Origin of the sequence: Pseudomonas sp. HT11, assembly GCF_044875395.1 — a bacterium.
Lineage (GTDB): Bacteria > Pseudomonadota > Gammaproteobacteria > Pseudomonadales > Pseudomonadaceae > Aquipseudomonas.
On record NZ_CP173217.1, the window covers coordinates 4,328,956 to 4,346,738 of the forward strand.

Annotated in this window: 14 protein-coding genes, 1 tRNA gene and 1 pseudogene; 5 read left to right on the forward strand and 11 right to left on the reverse strand. The window is 58.8% G+C overall.

Translation table 11 applies throughout. The features are described 5' to 3' along the window. Position 1: 1 nt before the first annotated feature. The 3 genes from ABWL43_RS20050 to ABWL43_RS20060 all read right to left on the reverse strand — a co-directional run bounded on the left by ABWL43_RS20050 (position 2) and on the right by ABWL43_RS20060 (position 4,201). The gene (locus ABWL43_RS20050) at positions 2-1,213 is read right to left on the reverse strand and encodes a YeeE/YedE family protein (RefSeq protein ID WP_404483886.1); all 1,212 of its coding nucleotides are present in this window, start codon (positions 1,211-1,213) and stop codon (positions 2-4) included. 200 nt (positions 1,214-1,413) lie between these two features. After that, positions 1,414-3,216 carry a hypothetical protein gene (locus ABWL43_RS20055; RefSeq protein WP_404483889.1) on the reverse strand — a complete coding sequence of 601 codons (1,803 nt, stop codon included), beginning with the start codon at positions 3,214-3,216 and terminating at the stop codon, positions 1,414-1,416. Positions 3,217-3,445: 229 nt separating this feature from the next. Further along, positions 3,446-4,201, reverse strand: coding sequence for a DUF3944 domain-containing protein (locus ABWL43_RS20060; protein ID WP_404483891.1), 756 nt, complete (start codon positions 4,199-4,201; stop codon positions 3,446-3,448). Between the two features lie 156 nt (positions 4,202-4,357). Between ABWL43_RS20060 and ABWL43_RS20065 the strand changes: the two genes are divergently transcribed. From ABWL43_RS20065 to ABWL43_RS20075, 3 genes are read left to right on the forward strand one after another with little or no spacing between them, the layout of a single operon-like run. Further along, positions 4,358-4,810, forward strand: a complete 453-nt coding sequence (locus tag ABWL43_RS20065) for a MarR family winged helix-turn-helix transcriptional regulator (RefSeq protein WP_404483894.1) — start codon at positions 4,358-4,360, stop codon at positions 4,808-4,810. A 22-nt stretch (positions 4,811-4,832) separates the two neighbouring features. After that, positions 4,833-5,396, forward strand: a complete 564-nt coding sequence (locus tag ABWL43_RS20070) for an isochorismatase family protein (protein WP_404483897.1) — start codon at positions 4,833-4,835, stop codon at positions 5,394-5,396. 7 nt (positions 5,397-5,403) lie between these two features. Beyond that, the gene (locus tag ABWL43_RS20075; protein WP_145158715.1) at positions 5,404-6,648 is read left to right on the forward strand and encodes an MFS transporter; all 1,245 of its coding nucleotides are present in this window, start codon (positions 5,404-5,406) and stop codon (positions 6,646-6,648) included. On the opposite strand, the gene ABWL43_RS20080 is transcribed toward ABWL43_RS20075, so the two are convergent. From ABWL43_RS20080 to ABWL43_RS20090, 3 genes and pseudogenes are all read right to left on the reverse strand, one after another. After that, positions 6,623-7,489, reverse strand: a complete 867-nt coding sequence (locus tag ABWL43_RS20080; protein ID WP_404483900.1) for a DNA/RNA non-specific endonuclease — start codon at positions 7,487-7,489, stop codon at positions 6,623-6,625. The two genes, ABWL43_RS20075 and ABWL43_RS20080, sit on opposite strands and share 26 nt — an antisense overlap. 129 nt (positions 7,490-7,618) lie before the next feature. Further along, positions 7,619-7,897: pseudogene (locus ABWL43_RS20085) on the reverse strand (MFS transporter); the annotation flags it as partial. 48 nt (positions 7,898-7,945) lie between these two features. Further along, a complete protein-coding gene (locus tag ABWL43_RS20090) occupies positions 7,946-8,599 on the reverse strand; it encodes a hypothetical protein (RefSeq protein ID WP_242195426.1) in 654 nt (217 codons plus the stop codon). 258 nt (positions 8,600-8,857) lie between these two features. Between ABWL43_RS20090 and ABWL43_RS20095 the strand changes: the two genes are divergently transcribed. Continuing rightward, positions 8,858-10,720 carry a DUF3857 domain-containing transglutaminase family protein gene (locus tag ABWL43_RS20095; protein ID WP_404483902.1) on the forward strand — a complete coding sequence of 621 codons (1,863 nt, stop codon included), beginning with the start codon at positions 8,858-8,860 and terminating at the stop codon, positions 10,718-10,720. A 66-nt stretch (positions 10,721-10,786) separates the two neighbouring features. Here the strand turns inward: ABWL43_RS20095 and ABWL43_RS20100 are convergent, their stop codons facing one another. The 5 genes from ABWL43_RS20100 to ABWL43_RS20120 form a co-directional block, all read right to left on the reverse strand. Then, positions 10,787-13,621 (reverse strand): TonB-dependent receptor domain-containing protein, encoded by a 2,835-nt coding sequence (locus ABWL43_RS20100; protein ID WP_404483905.1) that lies wholly within the window; start codon positions 13,619-13,621, stop codon positions 10,787-10,789. 95 nt (positions 13,622-13,716) lie between these two features. Next, a complete protein-coding gene (locus ABWL43_RS20105; protein ID WP_404483908.1) occupies positions 13,717-14,682 on the reverse strand; it encodes a FecR domain-containing protein in 966 nt (321 codons plus the stop codon). After that, entirely contained in the window at positions 14,679-15,185 is a 507-nt protein-coding gene (locus ABWL43_RS20110; protein ID WP_404483911.1) for a sigma-70 family RNA polymerase sigma factor, read from the reverse strand. Before ABWL43_RS20110 ends, ABWL43_RS20105 begins: the two co-directional genes overlap by 4 nt. Before the next feature lie 134 nt (positions 15,186-15,319). Further along, a tRNA-Asn gene (locus ABWL43_RS20115) sits at positions 15,320-15,395 on the reverse strand. Positions 15,396-15,481: 86 nt separating this feature from the next. Next, positions 15,482-16,366: a LysR family transcriptional regulator gene (locus ABWL43_RS20120; protein ID WP_404483914.1), complete on the reverse strand. Its 885-nt coding sequence runs from the start codon at positions 16,364-16,366 to the stop codon at positions 15,482-15,484. A 101-nt stretch (positions 16,367-16,467) separates the two neighbouring features. On the opposite strand from ABWL43_RS20120, the gene lldD reads away from it, so the two are divergent. Next, positions 16,468-17,610 (forward strand): FMN-dependent L-lactate dehydrogenase LldD, encoded by a 1,143-nt coding sequence (lldD, locus tag ABWL43_RS20125; protein WP_242195446.1) that lies wholly within the window; start codon positions 16,468-16,470, stop codon positions 17,608-17,610. Positions 17,611-17,783: the final 173 nt, after the last annotated feature.

Sequence of the window (17,783 nt, forward strand, 5' to 3'; positions counted from 1 at the left end):
CTCAGCAGCCGCTCAACGCCACCTGCGGCCGCTCGCCCGCAAAGAAGAAGGGACGCAAACGCACGCCCACGCCGTTACCAATAAACGCCGCCACCAACCATACCCAGCCATGCAGGCTGCCTGAGGCGATGCCGCTGAAGTACGCGCCGATATTGCAACCGTACGCCAGGCGCGAACCGTAACCCAGCAACAAGCCACCGATCACCGCCGCCACCAGCGAGCGCGCGGGGATTTTCAAGCTGGGGGTAAAACGCCCGGCCAGGCCAGCCGCCAGCAGCGCACCGAGGACGATGCCGATGTCCATCACGCTGGTGATGTCTTCCCACACCGGTGCGGCCAGGGCCTTGGCATTGCTCGGCACCTGCCAGAACACCCAGCTGGCCACGTCCACACCCAAACCGCTGGCGACCTTGGCGCCCCACAGCGCGAACGCCGAGGTAATGCCCCACGGCCGCCCGGCCAGCGCCAGGGTGGCGTAGTTGAGCAGCGCCAAACCAATCGCGCCCCATACCAAGGGCCACGGCCCGCGCAGGAAACGGCGCAGGCCGGTGTGCTGGCTGGTCACGCCCTCTTCCAGTTGGCCATGACGGCCCTTCTCCAGGCGCACGGTGACGGCTGCAATGATCGCGAACACCGCCAGGCTCAAGAGCAGCGCTGGTACGACGCCGAAGCTTTTGACGATGGACACCGCCGGAAACGCCGGCAGTGCAAACCACCAATCAACATGGTGGGTGGCGATCAACGACCCGCAAATGAAGAAGAACAACGTCACCAACATGCGCGCATTGCCGCCGCCCACCGTGAACAACGTGCCCGAGGCACAACCGCCGCCCAGCTGCATGCCGATGCCGAAGATAAACGCGCCAAACACCACCGACACGCCGGCCGGCGCCACCAGCCCGACCACCGGCTGACCAAACAGCGTGCCTGCCCCCAGCGCCGGGAAAAACAGCACGACCGCCACCGCCAGCATCACCATCTGCGCTCGCAAGCCGGCGCCACGCCGATCATTGATGAACACGCGCCAGGCCGAGGTAAAGCCAAAGGCGGCGTGATACAGGGTCAAACCCAGTGCCGCGCCGACCACCAGCAACAGCACCTGGCGTGAGCCGACACTGCTTTGCAGGAACACGGCGCCCGCCACCAGGATGATAAAAGCCAGCAGCGGCGCGATGGGTTTGCGCGCGGGCGTCAGGGAAACAGAGGTGCTCATGGGGTATCTCGGGTTGTTTGAGAGTGGGCAATTGCCAGTGAACGAGTATAAGCCCAGCGCTACCCAATATTTGACCCCGCTCCAGCCATTAGCTCAAAGCGTGCCGTCGGGTTTCCTTCAGCACTGGACCTGTCCAGATCCTACGCGGCCCTGAAACGCAAAGAACAAAGACCGCGGAGCGTACGCATGCGAACCCAAAATTACCGATTATCAGAGATAACGCGAAATTCTGCAGATACCGAGTGCGCCAGGGCTTCAGCCCCCAGCAACAACGTATGCAATTGAAGCTCACCTATGGTGGGCTTGCCCGTAGGATTGAACTTACTCTTCAGCGCATGTGGCTGAACAATAACAACTTGATAATCACAATCCTGCTTAATACTACTAAGAGCGTTATCAAAGTCTGTCTTTGCTGAACCATTACTCCTCAGACCTACGCGCCAAGCCTCGTCCCAAACGCGATTCGTAGAGGCGATCAAAACAGACTTGATACTTTCAACGATAGAGCCCGCAGAGATCCTTTTCAGATTTTTAATCGCTTGCGCTGTGACAAGTTCATAGGCACCCGGTGAGATCAAACGAGTAAGGGAGTCATTATTCGCCCCCTTGACATGGATAATCGATACTTTAGGCGTGCCGGAAGCCGGCTTATACACATGAATGAAGTCTGCTACTTCTTTAGACCTGTCATCGCAATACAACCAGCAACAACCGGGCGTTGGCTGCTCCAACTTCATCAGCCCCAGTCCTTCTTTAGCCACCCATTTGAACAAGCTGACATCGCTCAAATCGTAAATATTGTCGAGTGGGGGTGGCGCGCCCGGAGGCTTTTCCATTTTTACATTATAATTAAACCCATTAGGGGCAAAATCTAAAAACTCTATCCCGAACTTTCTATGAACTACGGCGGGCAGACATAACGTGGCGCACACCACTGAGTGCCCGCAGTCATAAAGCAGTCGCATCACTTCAGCATCGTGCTCCACTCCCGCTATCCAATCGATAAACTCTGAAGAGACCTGGCGCGGTGACGCGTTGAAAGTAACTTTACGATTTTTCATACCGAGTGCCAGGTCAAAAACCTGAGACGTACCTGTAGCCGTTGCGGTGACTTCAACTTGCACATCCTTTGCCAACGGCTGCGTGGATGTCAAGTTCATTTCATAGGTGTCGCGTAACTCAACTATTCTTTTTCCCTTCGTTCGTCCTTTTATAGTTTCTGGATCGGCCCATTCAATCAAATAGGCTCGGCCGACCTGGCTGAAATCAGGCGCACTGCTCGCCAGCCCAGCATGAACAGAAGTACTTTTTGGTTTCCGCTGATCGGAGGCATTTAATGTAGTTAACAGGCCATAGGCGGCATCTGAAAAGTCTGACCAGTTTTTTTTCGGACCGAACCAAACACCACTTCTTTTCAAACTCACACCGGCGATATTGGACCGAACGGCCCCGGCGATAAAGGTATTATCCCCGAACGTATCTATCGCATCCCCCAAGGACTCTCCGCTGAGCACCTTGCTGTTTGGTTTCACTGACACATTCCGATGAATGCCTCCCAACCACAGGGTACGCAATGATTTCCCGTCAATATAAGCGTTAATCAATACAGCCTCATCCACGGGCTTGAGTGGAGGAATTTCATCGAGCATGAGCGCCTCATGCACTGTGGACTTAAGGTCACTATCACTTACATAAAGTGCCACATAATCCTCGACAAGGAAAACAGCAAAAAAATGATTAAGCTCGTCTTCGACCCTATTCCCACCCGCCCAATTTACCTGCCGCCTTTCAATCAAATGAAATGCACTCGCCTTCAGCAAATTGCTATTGGCTTTTATTGTCAGTTTTTTTGAATCAACCCAGCCTCTGACGGGCTTAATAACCTCCAACACCGCGTTTTCGATTTCAGCTATTTTTGTTAGTCGCCCCGCCAAACGCGCAACAATAAAGCTTGCAAAGGGCGACACACTGCCTGCCGAAGTTATCATGTTTTTTGAACTCATCGTTCACGCTTCCTTTCGCTCAATCTATACCAGAATACACGAGTCCTTTATACGAACGGGACTGTCCATATACCCAGATAACCAACGGGACTGATACCCCGCGCTCACCGAGATAAAGGATGCACTTAAATCACTCACCCTTGCGCCACAGGCAAGAGGAAAGAGGAAAGAGGAAAAAAATCAAATGCCCCCTAGCCTCTCACCGTAATCAATAATCCTCCCTGAACATTTAGCTAAATTCGACCTGTGACGCTTGCGTTTCATAAAGGTATTTCTGACGCAACGCAGCGACCTGAATAACAGCGGGGATGGTCACTCTATAGGCGGGACTGGCGATATCGATGGCCGTCCATGCACCGGTGATAACCCATCCAATAGGGCCTGTCAACACGGCCATAGTCCGGGTCAAGGCAACGTTACCCGCCAAACTCAGCCCACGCCCGATCAACGCTTTGAGAATCGCGTTAACGATAATCAGCGTTAATTGATAGGATTTAAATCCTCCTGCTTTGAAGACAGCCTGGAATACGCCAAGCATCGCTTCGGAAGTGAGTAATCCAACGTTCTTCACGCCTACTGCGTCTGCCAACTCTTTCAATTCAGCCGGCGTCATTTTTTCAACCGCATCCGTGAGGATTTTCATCAGCAGGTTTTGCTCGATTTTCTCGACACTAGAACTACTGTTGTAGTTAACCTTCATTTTGTCGCAAACGTCTTGGAGCACCTCTTTATAAAGGACGCCTTTCCCACCCCTTAGCATCGTTGCGAATGTATTACCGCCAAAGCACTGTATTTCAGCAGCGACCGATTCCCAATAACGTCGGTGATCCGGGAACCAGGCTTTGTACATGTCATTGGTCGTCAGCTCTTCCGTCAGCCTGACACTCCCGTCTTTATCGTGGACGAGGCAATAGACCAAATCGTTCATCGACTCCGAGTCGAGTTTTGAAAGAAACTCAAGGTCGCTATCGTCTCTGTAGGCCATCACTGGCTCCTTTTCCTATTGGCTGGGTAAATATTTCAAGACGCAAAAATATCATTTTGCCACCATTCAAGGAACACTGAACAGGTAGTTATTCATCGCCTAAAATCAATACAGCAAAACTGTACAGCTTTGCTGTGGGCATGCTACCGTTCTGAGATGAGCAAATACTCTCCTATCTCCAGCACCCACTCCTGCTCCACCCTGGCCGCCGAACTGCGCATCTCACTGGGCAAGCTGATCCGCCGCCTGCGCGAACAGACTCACCCCGATGATTTCACCACCGCGCAAAAGTCGGTGTTGCTGCGCCTGGACCGCGATGGCCCGAAGACCGTGTCCGCCCTCGCCCGCGCTGAAAGTGTGCGGCCGCAGTCGATGCGCATCACCGTGGCCGGGCTTGAGGCAATGCAAGCCGTGAGCGGCAAGCCGGACCCATCCGATGGCCGGCAGACGCTGATCGAACTGACGCCCACCTTGCGCAAACACCTGACCCAAAGCCGCGCCGCCAAAGACGATTGGCTGCTGCACGCGCTGCAGGAACAGCTGTCACCCCAGGAACAACATGAACTCGCCGCTGCGGTGAAACTGCTGGAGCGCCTCGCCGACTTTTGAATCACCCGATTGAGGAAATAGCATGGCTGTCACCTCGCTGGATGCAACAACCGCCTTGATCATCGTGGACCTGCAACACGGCATCGTGGGTTACCCTTTTATTCATCCCATTGGCGAGGTGATAGAGCGGTCGCGTGCACTGCTCGACGCCTTTCGCGAACGCGGGCTGCCGGTGGTGCTGGTGAATGTCAGCGGCTTTGCGCCGGGACGCACCGAGCGGCCGCGTCGCAGCACTGGGCTGCCAGCCGATTGGGCTGATCTGATTGCGCAACTCGGCCAGCAGCCCAGCGACATTCTGGTGACCAAACGCAGCTGGGGCGCCTTCGCCAACACGGACCTCGAAGCGCAGTTGAAGGCGCTCAATGTCACGCAAGTGGTGATCACGGGCGTTGTCACCGGCACCGGCGTCGAGGCCACCGCGCGGCAGGCGTATGAATTCGGCTTCAACGTGACCCTGGCCATCGATGCCATGACTGACGTCAGCCCCGAGGCCCACGCCTACAGCCTGCAGCACGTGTTCCCCAAGCTGGGCGAATCGGGCACGGCGCAAGCCATCATCGAGTTGCTCGACAACCGGGGGAACTGAAGCCGTCATGAGTTTCCTCGGCACGTTCCGTTCCCTGCGCAGCCCCAACTACCGCATCTGGGCCGCCGGCGCGCTGGTGTCCAACGTCGGCACCTGGATGCAACGCACCGCCCAGGACTGGCTGGTGCTGACTCAGCTCACGCCGCACAACGCCGCCGCGGTGGGTATCGTGATGGCGCTGCAGTTCGGGCCGCAACTGTTGTTGCTGCCGTGGACCGGGTTTGCTGCCGATCACTACGACCAGCGCAAACTGTTGATCTTCACTCAGGCGGTGATGGGCCTGCTGGCGCTGACGCTGGGTGTGTTCACCATCACCGGCTTCGTGCAGCTGTGGCATGTATACGTGTTCGCGTTTTTATCCGGCTGCGCCTCGGCATTCGATGCGCCGGTGCGGCAGATTTTCGTCGCGGAACTGGTGGGCGAGAAGGACTTGTCCAACGCCATCGCACTCAACTCCACCTCGTTCAACATGGCGCGCATGATCGGCCCGGCTGTGGCCGGCGTGACCATCGCGTCAGTGGGCACTGGCTGGGCGTTCCTGCTCAATGGCTCGAGCTTTTTTGCGGTGCTTGCATCGCTGTTTTTCCTGCGCGTCTCAACTCAACACACCAAGGTGCGCGCGCTGCGTACCAAAGGCAGCCTCACCGAAGGCATGCGTTACGTGTGGGCACGGCCGGACCTGAAGGCGATCCTGCTGATGCTGTTTCTGATCGGCACCTTCGGCATGAACTTCCCGATTTTCATCTCGACCATGGCCGTCACCGTGTTCCATGCCGACGCGCGCGGCTACGGGCTGCTGACCTCGACCCTGGCCATCGGCACCATCGCCGGTGCGCTGATTGCCGCGGGCAGCGAGCGACCCCGGTTCAAGTCTCTGCTGACCGGTGCGGCAGTGTTTGGATTTGGCTGCATGCTGGCAGCCCTGGCGCCCAATTACTGGACGTTCGCGATTGCGCTGGTGGTCATCGGCGTGGGCGCCATGACCTTCAGCAACACCACCAACAGCCTGATGCAACTGACCACCGAGCCCGCAATGCGTGGCCGGGTAATCGCCCTACGCGTCGCCGTCGCCTTGGGCGGCACGCCAATTGGCGCGCCCATCGTCGGTTGGGTCGCCGACCACTTGGGCCCGCGCTGGGCGCTGGTGGTCGGCGCGGTGTCAGGCATCCTGGCGGTGGGCGTGGCGCTCTACACAATCAAGCGCCAGCTGGATCGGCCGCAGGTGATCAAGTCCGACCCACCGACCCTGTGACCGGCAGATTGCCCAGCAGCTTGAGGCCAGTGCTCTTCACAAACGTCTCGTAGTCCATCGGCTTCTGGATGCGCGTTTCAGCGTTGGGCAGCACATAGGCCCAGGCACGTTTCGACGAGGCGTCGTACACCAGCTTGAACAGGCGCGTCGGCACCCAGACCTTGTTGTCGCCGATGGTGCTGTAGCCCGCGTCGAACAACGGGCCAGTGAACACAAACACATCGCCGCCGGCACGCACGGCAAACTTGCGCACATCCGCCTCGACCTTGCTCCAGATCTTGCGGTTGTTGGTAGGGTCTTGCGGCACCATGTTCGACAGCGCGAAGGATTGCGCCATGGCATTCGCGCTCGGCGCGTCGGCCGCCGGGGACTGATGACCACGGTCCACGGCCGGGTGCTGGCTGCGGTAGTCGCTCAACTCGGCGCGAGCGCCTTTGGGGATGCGCGGGTCTGCGTAGAACTGGTTGGTGCGTTCCTCGCCTTTGGCGTTCTTGAGCTGCGCGGCGTTCAAGCGCTCGACCACCACCAGCGGCGTCTTGCTCGTTTGCGAGTAGAGCACCGCAAAGCTATCGGAACACAACGCCATGGGTTTCATGGTGCTGGGCACGGTGGCGGTGTTGATCGGTGTGGCACCGGGGAACAGATCGGCGCAGCTGGCGAACGAGGGCTGCTGTTGATTGCTGGAATAGAGGTCGAGGGCCGCGCGCTGGCTGGTCGAGCCTGCGCGTGAAGTGTGTGCCTGGGCGGGTGGCTTGATAAGGTCGAACAAACCACGGGCATCTGCCCCGGTGGAAAGCAAAACAAGGGCTGACAGCCCGACTGCAATTTTGCGCAGGTGCATGCATGACTTCTTTGAAAGGGAGTAAGCGGCAGGCTCCGCTGGCGGAGCCAAGTGGATGATCTTGCGAGGTTTATTGACCCTCGCAAGGCATTTTAGTGCGGCCGCTTCACGCGCTTTTCAGCAACCCTGTCAATGCCCCGCCACGGCGGGCTTGCCCGCCCCGCGCGAGCCTGGCTTGAAGGCATGGGTCCGCGCGCGCCAGGCAATCGCAAACGACAGCGCGACCAACAACGCCATCGCCCAGGGAAATGAGGCAACGCCCCAGGTATCGAGCAGTACGCCGCCCACCACGCCACTGCCGGCAATCGCGCTGTTCCATGCCACCACGTTCAGCGACAGCGCCACGTCTGCGCCGTCACCCGCCGCGTCCGCGAGGGCTGTTTGCAGCAAGGTCGCCGCGCCGCCAAAATAGTCGACGCCATACTTACCAGTCTCTCGGCCTTAAATACAAGAATCTCATGCCCCCTTGGGCACTGTGATAAATGCGTCGGCTCCGGTTGAATACTCAATGATCGACGGTGTACTCATTTTGAGTTTATGCCGTTCGATATGGTCGCTTTTCATCCGCGAAAGAAAGCGCACCAGGTACAAACCTGGCTCATCGAGTTTAACGACGTACTTGAGTTCATAGGACTCAGACGGGCCGATATCCAGGTAAGGAAAGACCCACAACGTCGAGCTCAGACCATCGTACCGGGCCGTTGCTACGTCCCAGGCGGGCCCATAAACCGGCAGGCCTGCCTCGAAACGCTGGACTTTGATGATCGATAAAACCCGCCGATCAAGGTTCAGCCTGGCAATGTCGTTGCCACTGTTGGACAGCGTGACGCCTACTTCCAACAAGCTGGAACCCCCTTCGGTAGGCTTCAGGTGAGTCGCCAAGGTTGCCCCTACATGCGCGCTCAATTCGGTTTTCAACTGCAATTCCTTGATCAGGAGCGCGCTCAGTTGTGAGTCCTGCTTAACGTAGTAAGTCACCCAGACCGTCCAGCCGCCCACGCACAACAGGCCGACAAGGGAGAGCAGGCTGGCAACCACCCCCACCTTGATTTGCAGCAGCTCCCAATGGCTGCGTCGCTGAGAGGTTTTTTTAGACGGCGTGCGAGTCATACAGAGGTTGCTCCTGAACAAAGCGAGCAAACTTACGGCAACCCTCTGCGATCAAGCAATAAACGCCACCGGGCGCTCTGCCGGCCGTATCGGTAGGGCTTTACAGAGCGATACCCAGAACGCTCCTACACCTCTTTAAGCTACAAAAATCTGCAGGCTCATCGCCACCTCTTTATAGTAACGCTTCGCATTTGGCGGTTTACCAAGGAACGTGCACCCTCCTCCAGACGGTGCGCGTCATCGTTTAGAAGGATCTCTATGCAAAGCGCAACTCTCTTGCCGACGCGCCTGTTCGGTGCACTGGCGGTGGTCATCTGCGGGCTGTTCAGCGCGCAGGCAAGTGCCGATTACACCGACCGCTCGCTGACTGTCGAAAAAAATAACCAGTCTTACGTAGTGAATGCCGACGGCAGTTTTGTGCTCGACGTCGAGCTGGTCCGGCGCATCAATGAAGAGCGCGCGATCAAGCCCAACGCCGAGCGCTCGGTGAGTTTCAACCGTACGCTGGAAACCGTGGACATCATGGATGCCTACACGCTCAAAGCTGATGGCCGCAAAGTGCCGGTCGCCACCGACCAGATCAAGGAGCAGCAGGAACAGGCTTCAGCCGAAGCGCCGATGTTCCAGGACTCGCGGGTCAAAGTGGTGATCTTCCCGGACGTTGCCGTGGGTGACCGTATGGTGTTGCACTACCAACGCCAGCGCACCACGCCGATGTTCCCCGGTCAGTTCGAAGACCTGTATGCACCGGACTTCTACGAGAGCCAGCAAATCCACCTCACTTACGACATGCCGGCAGACATGCCGTTGTTCGCTGACGTGAAGGGTTTCAAAGCCATCGCGCCCACCCTAGCCAACGGGCGCAAGATCTACCGCTGGAACCTGGAGCCCACCGAGAAAAACCGCGTTGAAGTCGGCTCTGTTGCCTACACCGATTACGGCCAACGTCTGGCGGTTTCGACGTTCACCGACTACAAACAGTTTGCCCAGGCGTACGCCGCCAGGGCGCAGGTCGAAGTAACACCGGCCATTACCCAACTGGCCAAGAAACTCACCGCCAACCTGGATTCACCGCGCAGCAAAGCGCTGGTGTTGAGTGACTGGGTGCGCAAGAACATTCGCTACGTCGCGGTTTACGTCGGCAATGGCGGCGTGGTGCCGCATTCGGCGCAGGCGGTGCTGGATAACCGTTATGGCGACTGCAAGGACCATGTGGCCTTGCTTGAAGCGCTACTCAAGGCCGTGGCCATTGAAAGCTCCCCCGCACTGATCAACCTCGGCGACGCCTATGTACTACCAAAGGTGCCGACCTTGGGTGTGCTTAACCATGCGATCACTTACATTCCGGCCCTCGATCTTTATCTGGACTCCACCGCCACCCCCATCGCCGCCGGCTACTTGCTGCTTCCCGAATTGGGCAAACCTGTGTTGCTGACCCAGCGCGGCGAACTGGCGCGTACACCCGTAAACCAACTGGGCAAAGTGGACGGCACACTGCATTTCAAAATCGACCCGAGCGGCGCGGCGGACTTCACCAATGGCACCACGGTGGAAGGCTGGGCGACGGAACTCAACCGTTTCCTGTTCAAATCGATGATGCCTGCCGACCTTGACCAACTGACCCAGAAAGTCCTCAGCCTGTACGGGCAAACCGGCAGCGGCAAGATCGAAACCGACCCACTGGACAGCAACGCTGTCACCTTCACCTCCACGGTCAAGGGGCGTACCGACAACTTGGTCAACCTGCCCGGCCCTACCGGCGTGCCCACGCTTAGCAGCCTGGCGGGCGGTATCGGCCAGAACGTGTTCAGCTTCCTGTCGGAACAGGAGCGTACTCAGAACTTCACCTGTACTTCCGGCACGATCGAAGAAAAGGCACGCTTCGATTTTCCCAAAGAAGTGAACATCCTGGCGGTGCCCAAGGCCGTCGCCCTGAACACCGGCGGATTCAACTATCAGACCACTTACGTCAAGGAAGGCAACAGCGTACTGATCACCCGCAGCTACGCGTTTAACCACCCCGACGTGGTGTGCAGCCCACAGGATTTCGTCGCCATGAAGCCGGCGATTGAAAGTATGGTCAACGACCTGAAAAGCCAGATTATTGTGCAGACGCTGTAACCCCACCTTGCCGATTCTCGCGTGACGGGCTGATGCACCGCCGCGCGAGGATCTCCACCCTCCCCTTTAGAACTTCGCCTGCACTCCCACTCGCAGTGTGCGCCCCGGTGCCGGCATGAAACTCTGCGCCAGCGGGTCCAGGTAGTAGCGATCGGTCAGGTTCTGCAGTGACACGTTCAGGCCAGCGTGTTCTTGCAACTTGTAGTTAAGGAACAGATCGACCAAGGCCACTTCGCGGTAATTCAATTGCGGCGTGGTGGCGCCAGTCTGCCAGGGTTTGTCGGCGGTGACGGTGGGGCCTGAGGTGTAGGTGATGCGCGTACCGAGCGTAAGGCTCTGATCGAAGAAACGCAGGCCTGTGGTGAGGTTGCCGGCGAAGCGTGGTGGGTTCTGGGTGTTGGTGTAAGAACCCATGAAGCTGCCCGGCGTGCAGTTCGGCGTATTACCGGTTTGCTGATAAAGGTCACTGGTGGCGCGCAGTGTGGCGGCGAAGGCCGAATCGCAGGTTTCGGTCTTCAGGTAGTAGGTGGACGACAGGTCGGCAAATACGCGTCCGGTATCGTAGCGGGTTTGGAACTCCAGGCCGCTGGTTTTGTAGCTGTCGGTATTGCTGAAGCGCATCAAGCCCCACAGGCCAGGGCTGGGATCGTAGTAGCGGGTGATGTAGTTTTTGATGGTGTTGTTGAAGTAGGCCAGCTTGATCGCCGCCGAGTCGTCATCGAACAACAGCCCCTTTTGCAGCGTGCTGGCGCCGATCTCCCAATTGCTCGAACGCTCGGGCTTCAGGCCCTTGCCGGGCATGGTCTGCAACACGCCCTGGCTGGTTTCGAACAGCGAAGGCATACGAAAGCCTTGGGTGTAAGAGGCATACACAAAGGTGTCCGGCAGCACCTCGATATTGATGCCCACCGCGGGGGCAAAGGCGCCGCCGCTGTTGCTTGCCTTGGCAGAATAGTCATAACCAGTAACCACCTCCCCGACCTGGGACGGATAGACCGTGGAATCAACCACGCCAAAGTTGTTGTACCGAACGCCCTCGAAAGGAAAGTTAGTGTTCTGGAAGACAATGCCATTGTTCAGGCGTGGATCGGTGGCGTCGGTGTAATCGCCGTTCTGATCAGGGAACCACATCATGTTGCCGGAATTGCCGCCGTTGTAGACGCGCAGGTAGCGCAGGTCTCGCTCCTCACGCCGTGCCGTGGCATTGGCGATGTGGTCTTTGCTGCGATAGTGGGTGTAACGTCCGCCGCCCCATAACGTGAGCCTGTCCACAGGCTTGTATTCCAGCTTGCCATTGAAGCTGAACTCCTGCCGCGACCCTTCGCGCAACATACGGTTGGCGTTGATATCGTCCTGGTTGGTGACCACACCTTTTTGCGGGCGCAGTGCTTCGAGCTGGAACGAGCCGCCCAAGTCCAGCTTCAAGTCGCCGTAGTCGGTGGCCCAGCGCGAGGTATTGGCCAGGCCGCCGCCAATGCGTTGGTTAGCCTGACGGCTCCAGGCGCGGTCCGAGCGATAGGCCTGGGACGCCGGCGCCTTGACCGAGGTGAGCTGGCTGGTTTGCGCGTCGGTCAGCCACAGGTCGGCAGTCAGGTCCATCAACGGGTTACCCGAAGGCAAGTAGTTGTAACGCGCTGTGTAGGTGTCGATCTTGGTGTGACCCAGCGGGTACTGATAGATGCCGCCGGTGCCGAAGCGGAAGATATCCGAAGGCATGATTTCGCCGATGCGTCCGTCATAACGGCGATAGCCCAGGTCGAAGGTATGCCCGTCCGCCGGGCGCAGGGTGGTCTTGAGCAGGAACGATTCGGTGCTCGACGAGGAATTCAGCACTTCTTCGCCGGCGTTGTAGGCGGTGGCCACACTGCTCTGCTCATCGCCCCAGCGGTCGTAAGTACGGTAGCGATCCTGCCCCTTCTTGCCGGCAAAATAGTTGCCTTGATCGCGCTTGGCATAGGCCGCCACGACGTTGAAAAACTCATGGGTATAGGCAAACGCCGCACTGCCAGCCTGCGCCTCTGAGCCAAACAACCCACCGCGACTCTGGTGCGGTTCTGAGTACAGCTCCTGGGTTTTGGAATGCGGGTCTCGGGAGGCTGGGGCGACGCCGTTGTTCCACAGGTCGCCCTTGAGGCGCAGGCCGATGTTCTGGCCGTCTTTGAGGATGTCGTCGACAGTGAGGGTACGCATCTTCACCGTGCCGCCGATGGCGCTGGAGGTCAGGCTTGGGCCCTTGTCGATCGTGATGTCGCTGATCAGGTCCGGGTCGATGTAACTGCGCTGCTGGGTACCGGCGTAACCGCGATAAACATCCAATGCCTGCTGCGAACCGTCTACCGTGACGGCCACGCGGCTTTGGCCCTGGATGCCACGGATATTCACATCCAGGCCGCCGCCATTACGGCTGTCGCCGACCTGCACGCCAGGCTGGCCCTTGAGAACATCGCCCACCGAGACCACGCCGAAGCGCTGCATGTCTTCGCCGGAGATATACACCGACGAACGCGGCGCAGGGTAGACCTCTTCCTCATCGAAATTTTCGCCGATCACCTTTTGTGTCGGCAGGGAAATTGCCTGTTGGTGCGGGCGCAAGACATAGCCACCGTCCGCCTGGCGCTGATAGCCCAGGCCCGTGCCCGACAGCAGCTGAGTCAGGCCCGCCTCGGTATTGAAATCGCCCTGCAGGCCCTGGCTGGTCTTGCCGGCAGTGATCAGCGAACTGCCCGCCATGCTGATCCCAGCCTCGGCACCAAAGCTCGACAGCACTTTGTCCAACGGGCCGGCACTGATGCTGTAGGGGCGTTCACCGGCCGCAAAAACCAACTCGCCATAGAGCGGCTGGAGGCTGAGAAACAGCAGGCTGAACGTATGGGTACGCAAGACACGAGCGGGGGCAATCATGCAAGGCTCCTAAGGATCGACACCCACCTGTGCCGGTGGGTAATACCTAAAGGCCAAGCCAGATCGAAAAAACTATCGCGCCGCTGAAAAAAATTTTACGCGGGCACCACCGTCACCCAATAACGCGTTCTTCGTTCGATGCGCACCGGCAAGGTATTGACGACCAGCGCCAGCGCTGCGTCGGTATCGTCCAGCTGGAAACTGCCGGTTATACGCAGGCCCGCCACTGCTTCGCTGCAACGCAAGAAGCCTTGGCGATAGCGCGAGAGTTCAGCCAGCAATTGATCCAGGCGCATGCGCTCGGCGGGCAGGATGCCGCGCATCCAGGCCTGGGCCAGCAACACGTCGATAGCGGTCGGGTGCCCCGCTCCGTGCTCATCAACCCGTAGTTGCCAGCCAGCCTGCAACGGTACAGGTGCTGGCTGATGCCGCGTGCTCACTTGCGCCAGACCGCGCAAGACCGTCACTTGCGTGCCATGGCCATCATGGCGCACCAGCAGGTGGGCGCCATGGCTGTAGAGCACCGCGTTTGGGGTCAGCAGCTCCAACGACGCGGAACTTGCCGGAGTATCCAGGGCCAATTCGCCCTCGATCAACTGCACGCTGCGCCGCCCCGCGCTCATGTCCAGGTTCACCGCACTGGCGGTGTTCAGCCACAGCGAATAGCCATCCGCCAGGGCCCAGTGGCGCCGCTCGCCAACGCGCGTGCGATAGCTCGCCAATGCCGAACGCACCAAGGTGGAATCCGCCGTTTGCCAGGAGATCCCACCCAGCAGCCCCAACGCCAGCAAACACTTGAGCACCTGGCGACGACGCTGCGGATCAGCCCCGGCCGCCTGCAACGCCCGGCGCGCCGTGGCATCGGCTAATAGATTGGCGCCCGGCTGAAGCAGCAGGGGCAAGCTGCTTACCCGCTGCCACGCATGCTCATGCTCGGCACTGGCCTGGCGCCATAACTGCAAGGCCTGATGCTCGCCAGCACTCATCAACCCGGATTGCATCCGCACCAGCCAATCGATGGCAACGTCCCGCACGCGAGGATCAACCGCGGCGCCACTCATTCGAACCGGCTCGCGTAGCAAACACTGAACGCCTTGCCCATGGCGCGCTGCACCTGGGCCACGGTCAGGCTCAACTGCGCGGCGATCTGTGGATAGGTCAGCCCATCGAGCTGGGACAAAAAGAAAATCTGCCGAACCCGCGCCGACAACCCGACCAGCAGCGAATCGAGCTGCAACAACGTCTCGATCATCAAGTGGCGCTCCTCCGGCGACGGCTCCTCGGCCACCGGCCGCGCCGCCAGCGCTTCCAGGTACGCCCGCTGGATCGCTTGGCGACGCCAGCGATTGATCAGCAAACCATTGGCGATCGTGGCAAGAAACGCCATGGGCTGGCGCAGCTCGCGCACATCTTCCTTGGAGCGCAGCACGCGGATAAAGGTGTCGTGTGCCAGGTCTTCGGCATCGGCACTGTGCCCCAAACGCCGATGCAGCCAGCTTCGAAGCCAGCCATGGTGATTCGCATACAGCTTGGCGACCGGCGAGGCAATGCTGTCGTCGTGCATGTCAGGTCCGCATTAAATGATAATGCTTCTCATCTTATGGCTTTGGGGTGGGCGTTGTATAGGGGTTGGAGTGGCTGCCATTAGTCAAATCCAAGGCAAAAAAAAGCCTGCATCTCTGCAGGCTTTTCTCTATCTGGCTCCACGACCTGGACTCGAACCAGGGACCCAATGATTAACAGTCATTTGCTCTACCAACTGAGCTATCGCGGAATGCGCCGTATGTTACTGATTAAAAAGAAGAAGTCAAGCACCGAGGCATATTTTCCAGAATTCCCTCGGATAACCACTGCAAACGTCTATACCGGGGTGGCCATTTCCTTGGCCAGGTCCAGCCAGGCGCGGGCGGCGGGCGGCAGGTGTGCACTGGCGCGCCACGCCAAGGCGATGTGCCAATCGGTGTGCGCCTCGTCCAGCGCAATCAGGGCGATGCCGGGTTGCTGATGCTTGTGCGCAAGCATGCGCGGCAGGAAAGCGACGCCTAGTCCCGCCGCCACCAAGTCGACGATAAAGTCGATCTGGCCGCTGCGTGCCGTTACCCTCGGCGTCACGCCCTTGCGTTCACAGGCCGCAAGGATCTTGGCATTCAGGGCGAAACCCGCTTCGAACAGGATAAACGGCGAATCCGCCAGGTCGTTGAAATCAATGCGCGTACATTGGGCCAGTGGATGGCTCATGGGCAGCACGGCCATCAGGGGTTCGTTGCGCACCGACTGGTAGTCGAAATCTTCGTCCATGGGCAACAGCAGCGCCGCCAGATCGACCTCGCCGGCTTCCAGGCATTCACGCAATTTCTTGCTGCCATATTCGGTCAGCTCGATATCGATGTCCGGATACCGCCTGCGGTAAGCGGCGAACATCGCGGCAAACAGCACGCCGCAGCCCACGGGCGGCAAGCCAATGCGCAATACACCGCGCTTGAGCCCGCGCAGGTCGTTGATCTCGGCCACCAAGTCGTTGCGTTCAGCGAGCAACACCAGCGCGCGGCGGTAGGCAATTTCGCCAGCGGCGGTCAGTTCGTTCCTGTGGCCGAGGCGATTGAGCAGCGGCGCACCCAACTCATCTTCCAGCGTCTTGACCGCCTTGCTCACGGTGGACTGAGTCAGGGACACCACTTGGGCCGCCTGGGAGAAACCGCCCTGGCGCACCACTTCGACAAAGGCGCGCAATGTTCTGAGGTTCATCGGTATTCCTTTTGCGACTGGCTGCTAGCGATAAAAGTTGTTTTTATCATGCCAGATATTTCCTTATGCTGAACCCACCTTGCCTTGTGGAGACCCTGTTGATGATCATCTCGTCCGCTTCCGATTACCGCGCAGCCGCAAAGCGCAAACTGCCGCGCTTTCTGTTCGACTACATCGACGGCGGCGCCTACGCCGAACACACGATGCGCGCCAACAGTTCGGATTTGGCCGAGATCAGCCTGCGCCAGCGCATCCTGCGCAATGTCGACAACCTGAGCCTCAAGACCCACCTGTTCGGCCAGGAACTGGCCATGCCCGTGATCCTGAGCCCGGTGGGGCTTACCGGCATGTACGCGCGGCGCGGTGAGGTGCAAGCGGCAAAGGCAGCGGCGAATCAGGGCATTCCGTTTTGTTTGTCGACGGTGTCGGTGTGTTCGATTGAAGAAGTGGCGTCGCAGAGCCCGCAGTCGATCTGGTTCCAGCTCTACGTGCTCAAGGACCGTGGGTTCATGCGCAATGCGCTGGAGCGTGCGCAGGCTGCCGGGGTCACCACACTGGTATTCACCGTGGACATGCCGACGCCTGGCGCGCGTTACCGCGATGCGCACTCCGGCATGTCCGGGCCGTTCGCGGCATCGCGACGCATGCTGCAAGCGGTCACCAAACCGCAATGGGCCTTCGACGTAGGCCTGATGGGCCGCCCGCACGACCTGGGCAATATCTCAAAATACCTCGGCAAGCCTACTCATCTGGAAGATTACATCGGTTGGCTGGCCAACAACTTCGACCCGTCCATCAGTTGGAAAGACCTGGAGTGGATCCGTGAATTCTGGAAAGGCCCGATGATCATCAAAGGCATTCTCGACCCGCAGGATGCCAAGGATGCGCTGAGTTTCGGCGCCGACGGTATCGTGGTCTCCAACCACGGCGGCCGTCAGCTCGATGGCGTGCTCTCCACCGCCAGAGCCTTGCCGCCGATTGCTGATGTGGTTGGCGATGATCTGACGGTACTGGTCGACTCGGGCATCCGTTCCGGGCTGGATGTGGTGCGCATGCTCGCGCTGGGTGCCAAGGCCTGCCTGCTGGGACGCGCGACGGCCTACGCGCTGGCCGCCGATGGCCAGCACGGCGTTGAAAACCTGCTGGACATCTTCGCCAAGGAGATGCGCGTGGCCATGACGCTGACCGGCGTGACGTCGATTGACCAGATTGACAGCACTACGCTGGTTCAATCAGCCAAATAACTGACGTCATTACCCAACGACTGTTTTTACTCTGTAAAACGGTCGTTGATTTATAAGAAGTTTTAATAAGTTAAACGAAATGGCATGAATCTCGCTCTAATCCCTTTCAAGCAGGTTAGGCGATGACAAGACGTGCGGCGGTATCCAGGGGTTATAACCCATGGTAAAGCGGT

What these genes read in the sequence shown, in the direction of transcription:
- ABWL43_RS20050 (WP_404483886.1), bottom strand. Translation starts at nt 1,213, where the DNA reads ATGAGCACCTCTGTTTCCCTGACGCCCGCGCGCAAACCCATCGCGCCG.
- ABWL43_RS20055 (WP_404483889.1), bottom strand. Translation starts at nt 3,216, where the DNA reads ATGAGTTCAAAAAACATGATAACTTCGGCAGGCAGTGTGTCGCCCTTT.
- ABWL43_RS20060 (WP_404483891.1), bottom strand. Translation starts at nt 4,201, where the DNA reads ATGGCCTACAGAGACGATAGCGACCTTGAGTTTCTTTCAAAACTCGAC.
- ABWL43_RS20065 (WP_404483894.1), top strand. Translation starts at nt 4,358, where the DNA reads ATGAGCAAATACTCTCCTATCTCCAGCACCCACTCCTGCTCCACCCTG.
- ABWL43_RS20070 (WP_404483897.1), top strand. Translation starts at nt 4,833, where the DNA reads ATGGCTGTCACCTCGCTGGATGCAACAACCGCCTTGATCATCGTGGAC.
- ABWL43_RS20075 (WP_145158715.1), top strand. Translation starts at nt 5,404, where the DNA reads ATGAGTTTCCTCGGCACGTTCCGTTCCCTGCGCAGCCCCAACTACCGC.
- ABWL43_RS20080 (WP_404483900.1), bottom strand. Translation starts at nt 7,489, where the DNA reads ATGCACCTGCGCAAAATTGCAGTCGGGCTGTCAGCCCTTGTTTTGCTT.
- ABWL43_RS20090 (WP_242195426.1), bottom strand. Translation starts at nt 8,599, where the DNA reads ATGACTCGCACGCCGTCTAAAAAAACCTCTCAGCGACGCAGCCATTGG.
- ABWL43_RS20095 (WP_404483902.1), top strand. Translation starts at nt 8,858, where the DNA reads ATGCAAAGCGCAACTCTCTTGCCGACGCGCCTGTTCGGTGCACTGGCG.
- ABWL43_RS20100 (WP_404483905.1), bottom strand. Translation starts at nt 13,621, where the DNA reads ATGATTGCCCCCGCTCGTGTCTTGCGTACCCATACGTTCAGCCTGCTG.
- ABWL43_RS20105 (WP_404483908.1), bottom strand. Translation starts at nt 14,682, where the DNA reads ATGAGTGGCGCCGCGGTTGATCCTCGCGTGCGGGACGTTGCCATCGAT.
- ABWL43_RS20110 (WP_404483911.1), bottom strand. Translation starts at nt 15,185, where the DNA reads ATGCACGACGACAGCATTGCCTCGCCGGTCGCCAAGCTGTATGCGAAT.
- ABWL43_RS20120 (WP_404483914.1), bottom strand. Translation starts at nt 16,366, where the DNA reads ATGAACCTCAGAACATTGCGCGCCTTTGTCGAAGTGGTGCGCCAGGGC.
- lldD (WP_242195446.1), top strand. Translation starts at nt 16,468, where the DNA reads ATGATCATCTCGTCCGCTTCCGATTACCGCGCAGCCGCAAAGCGCAAA.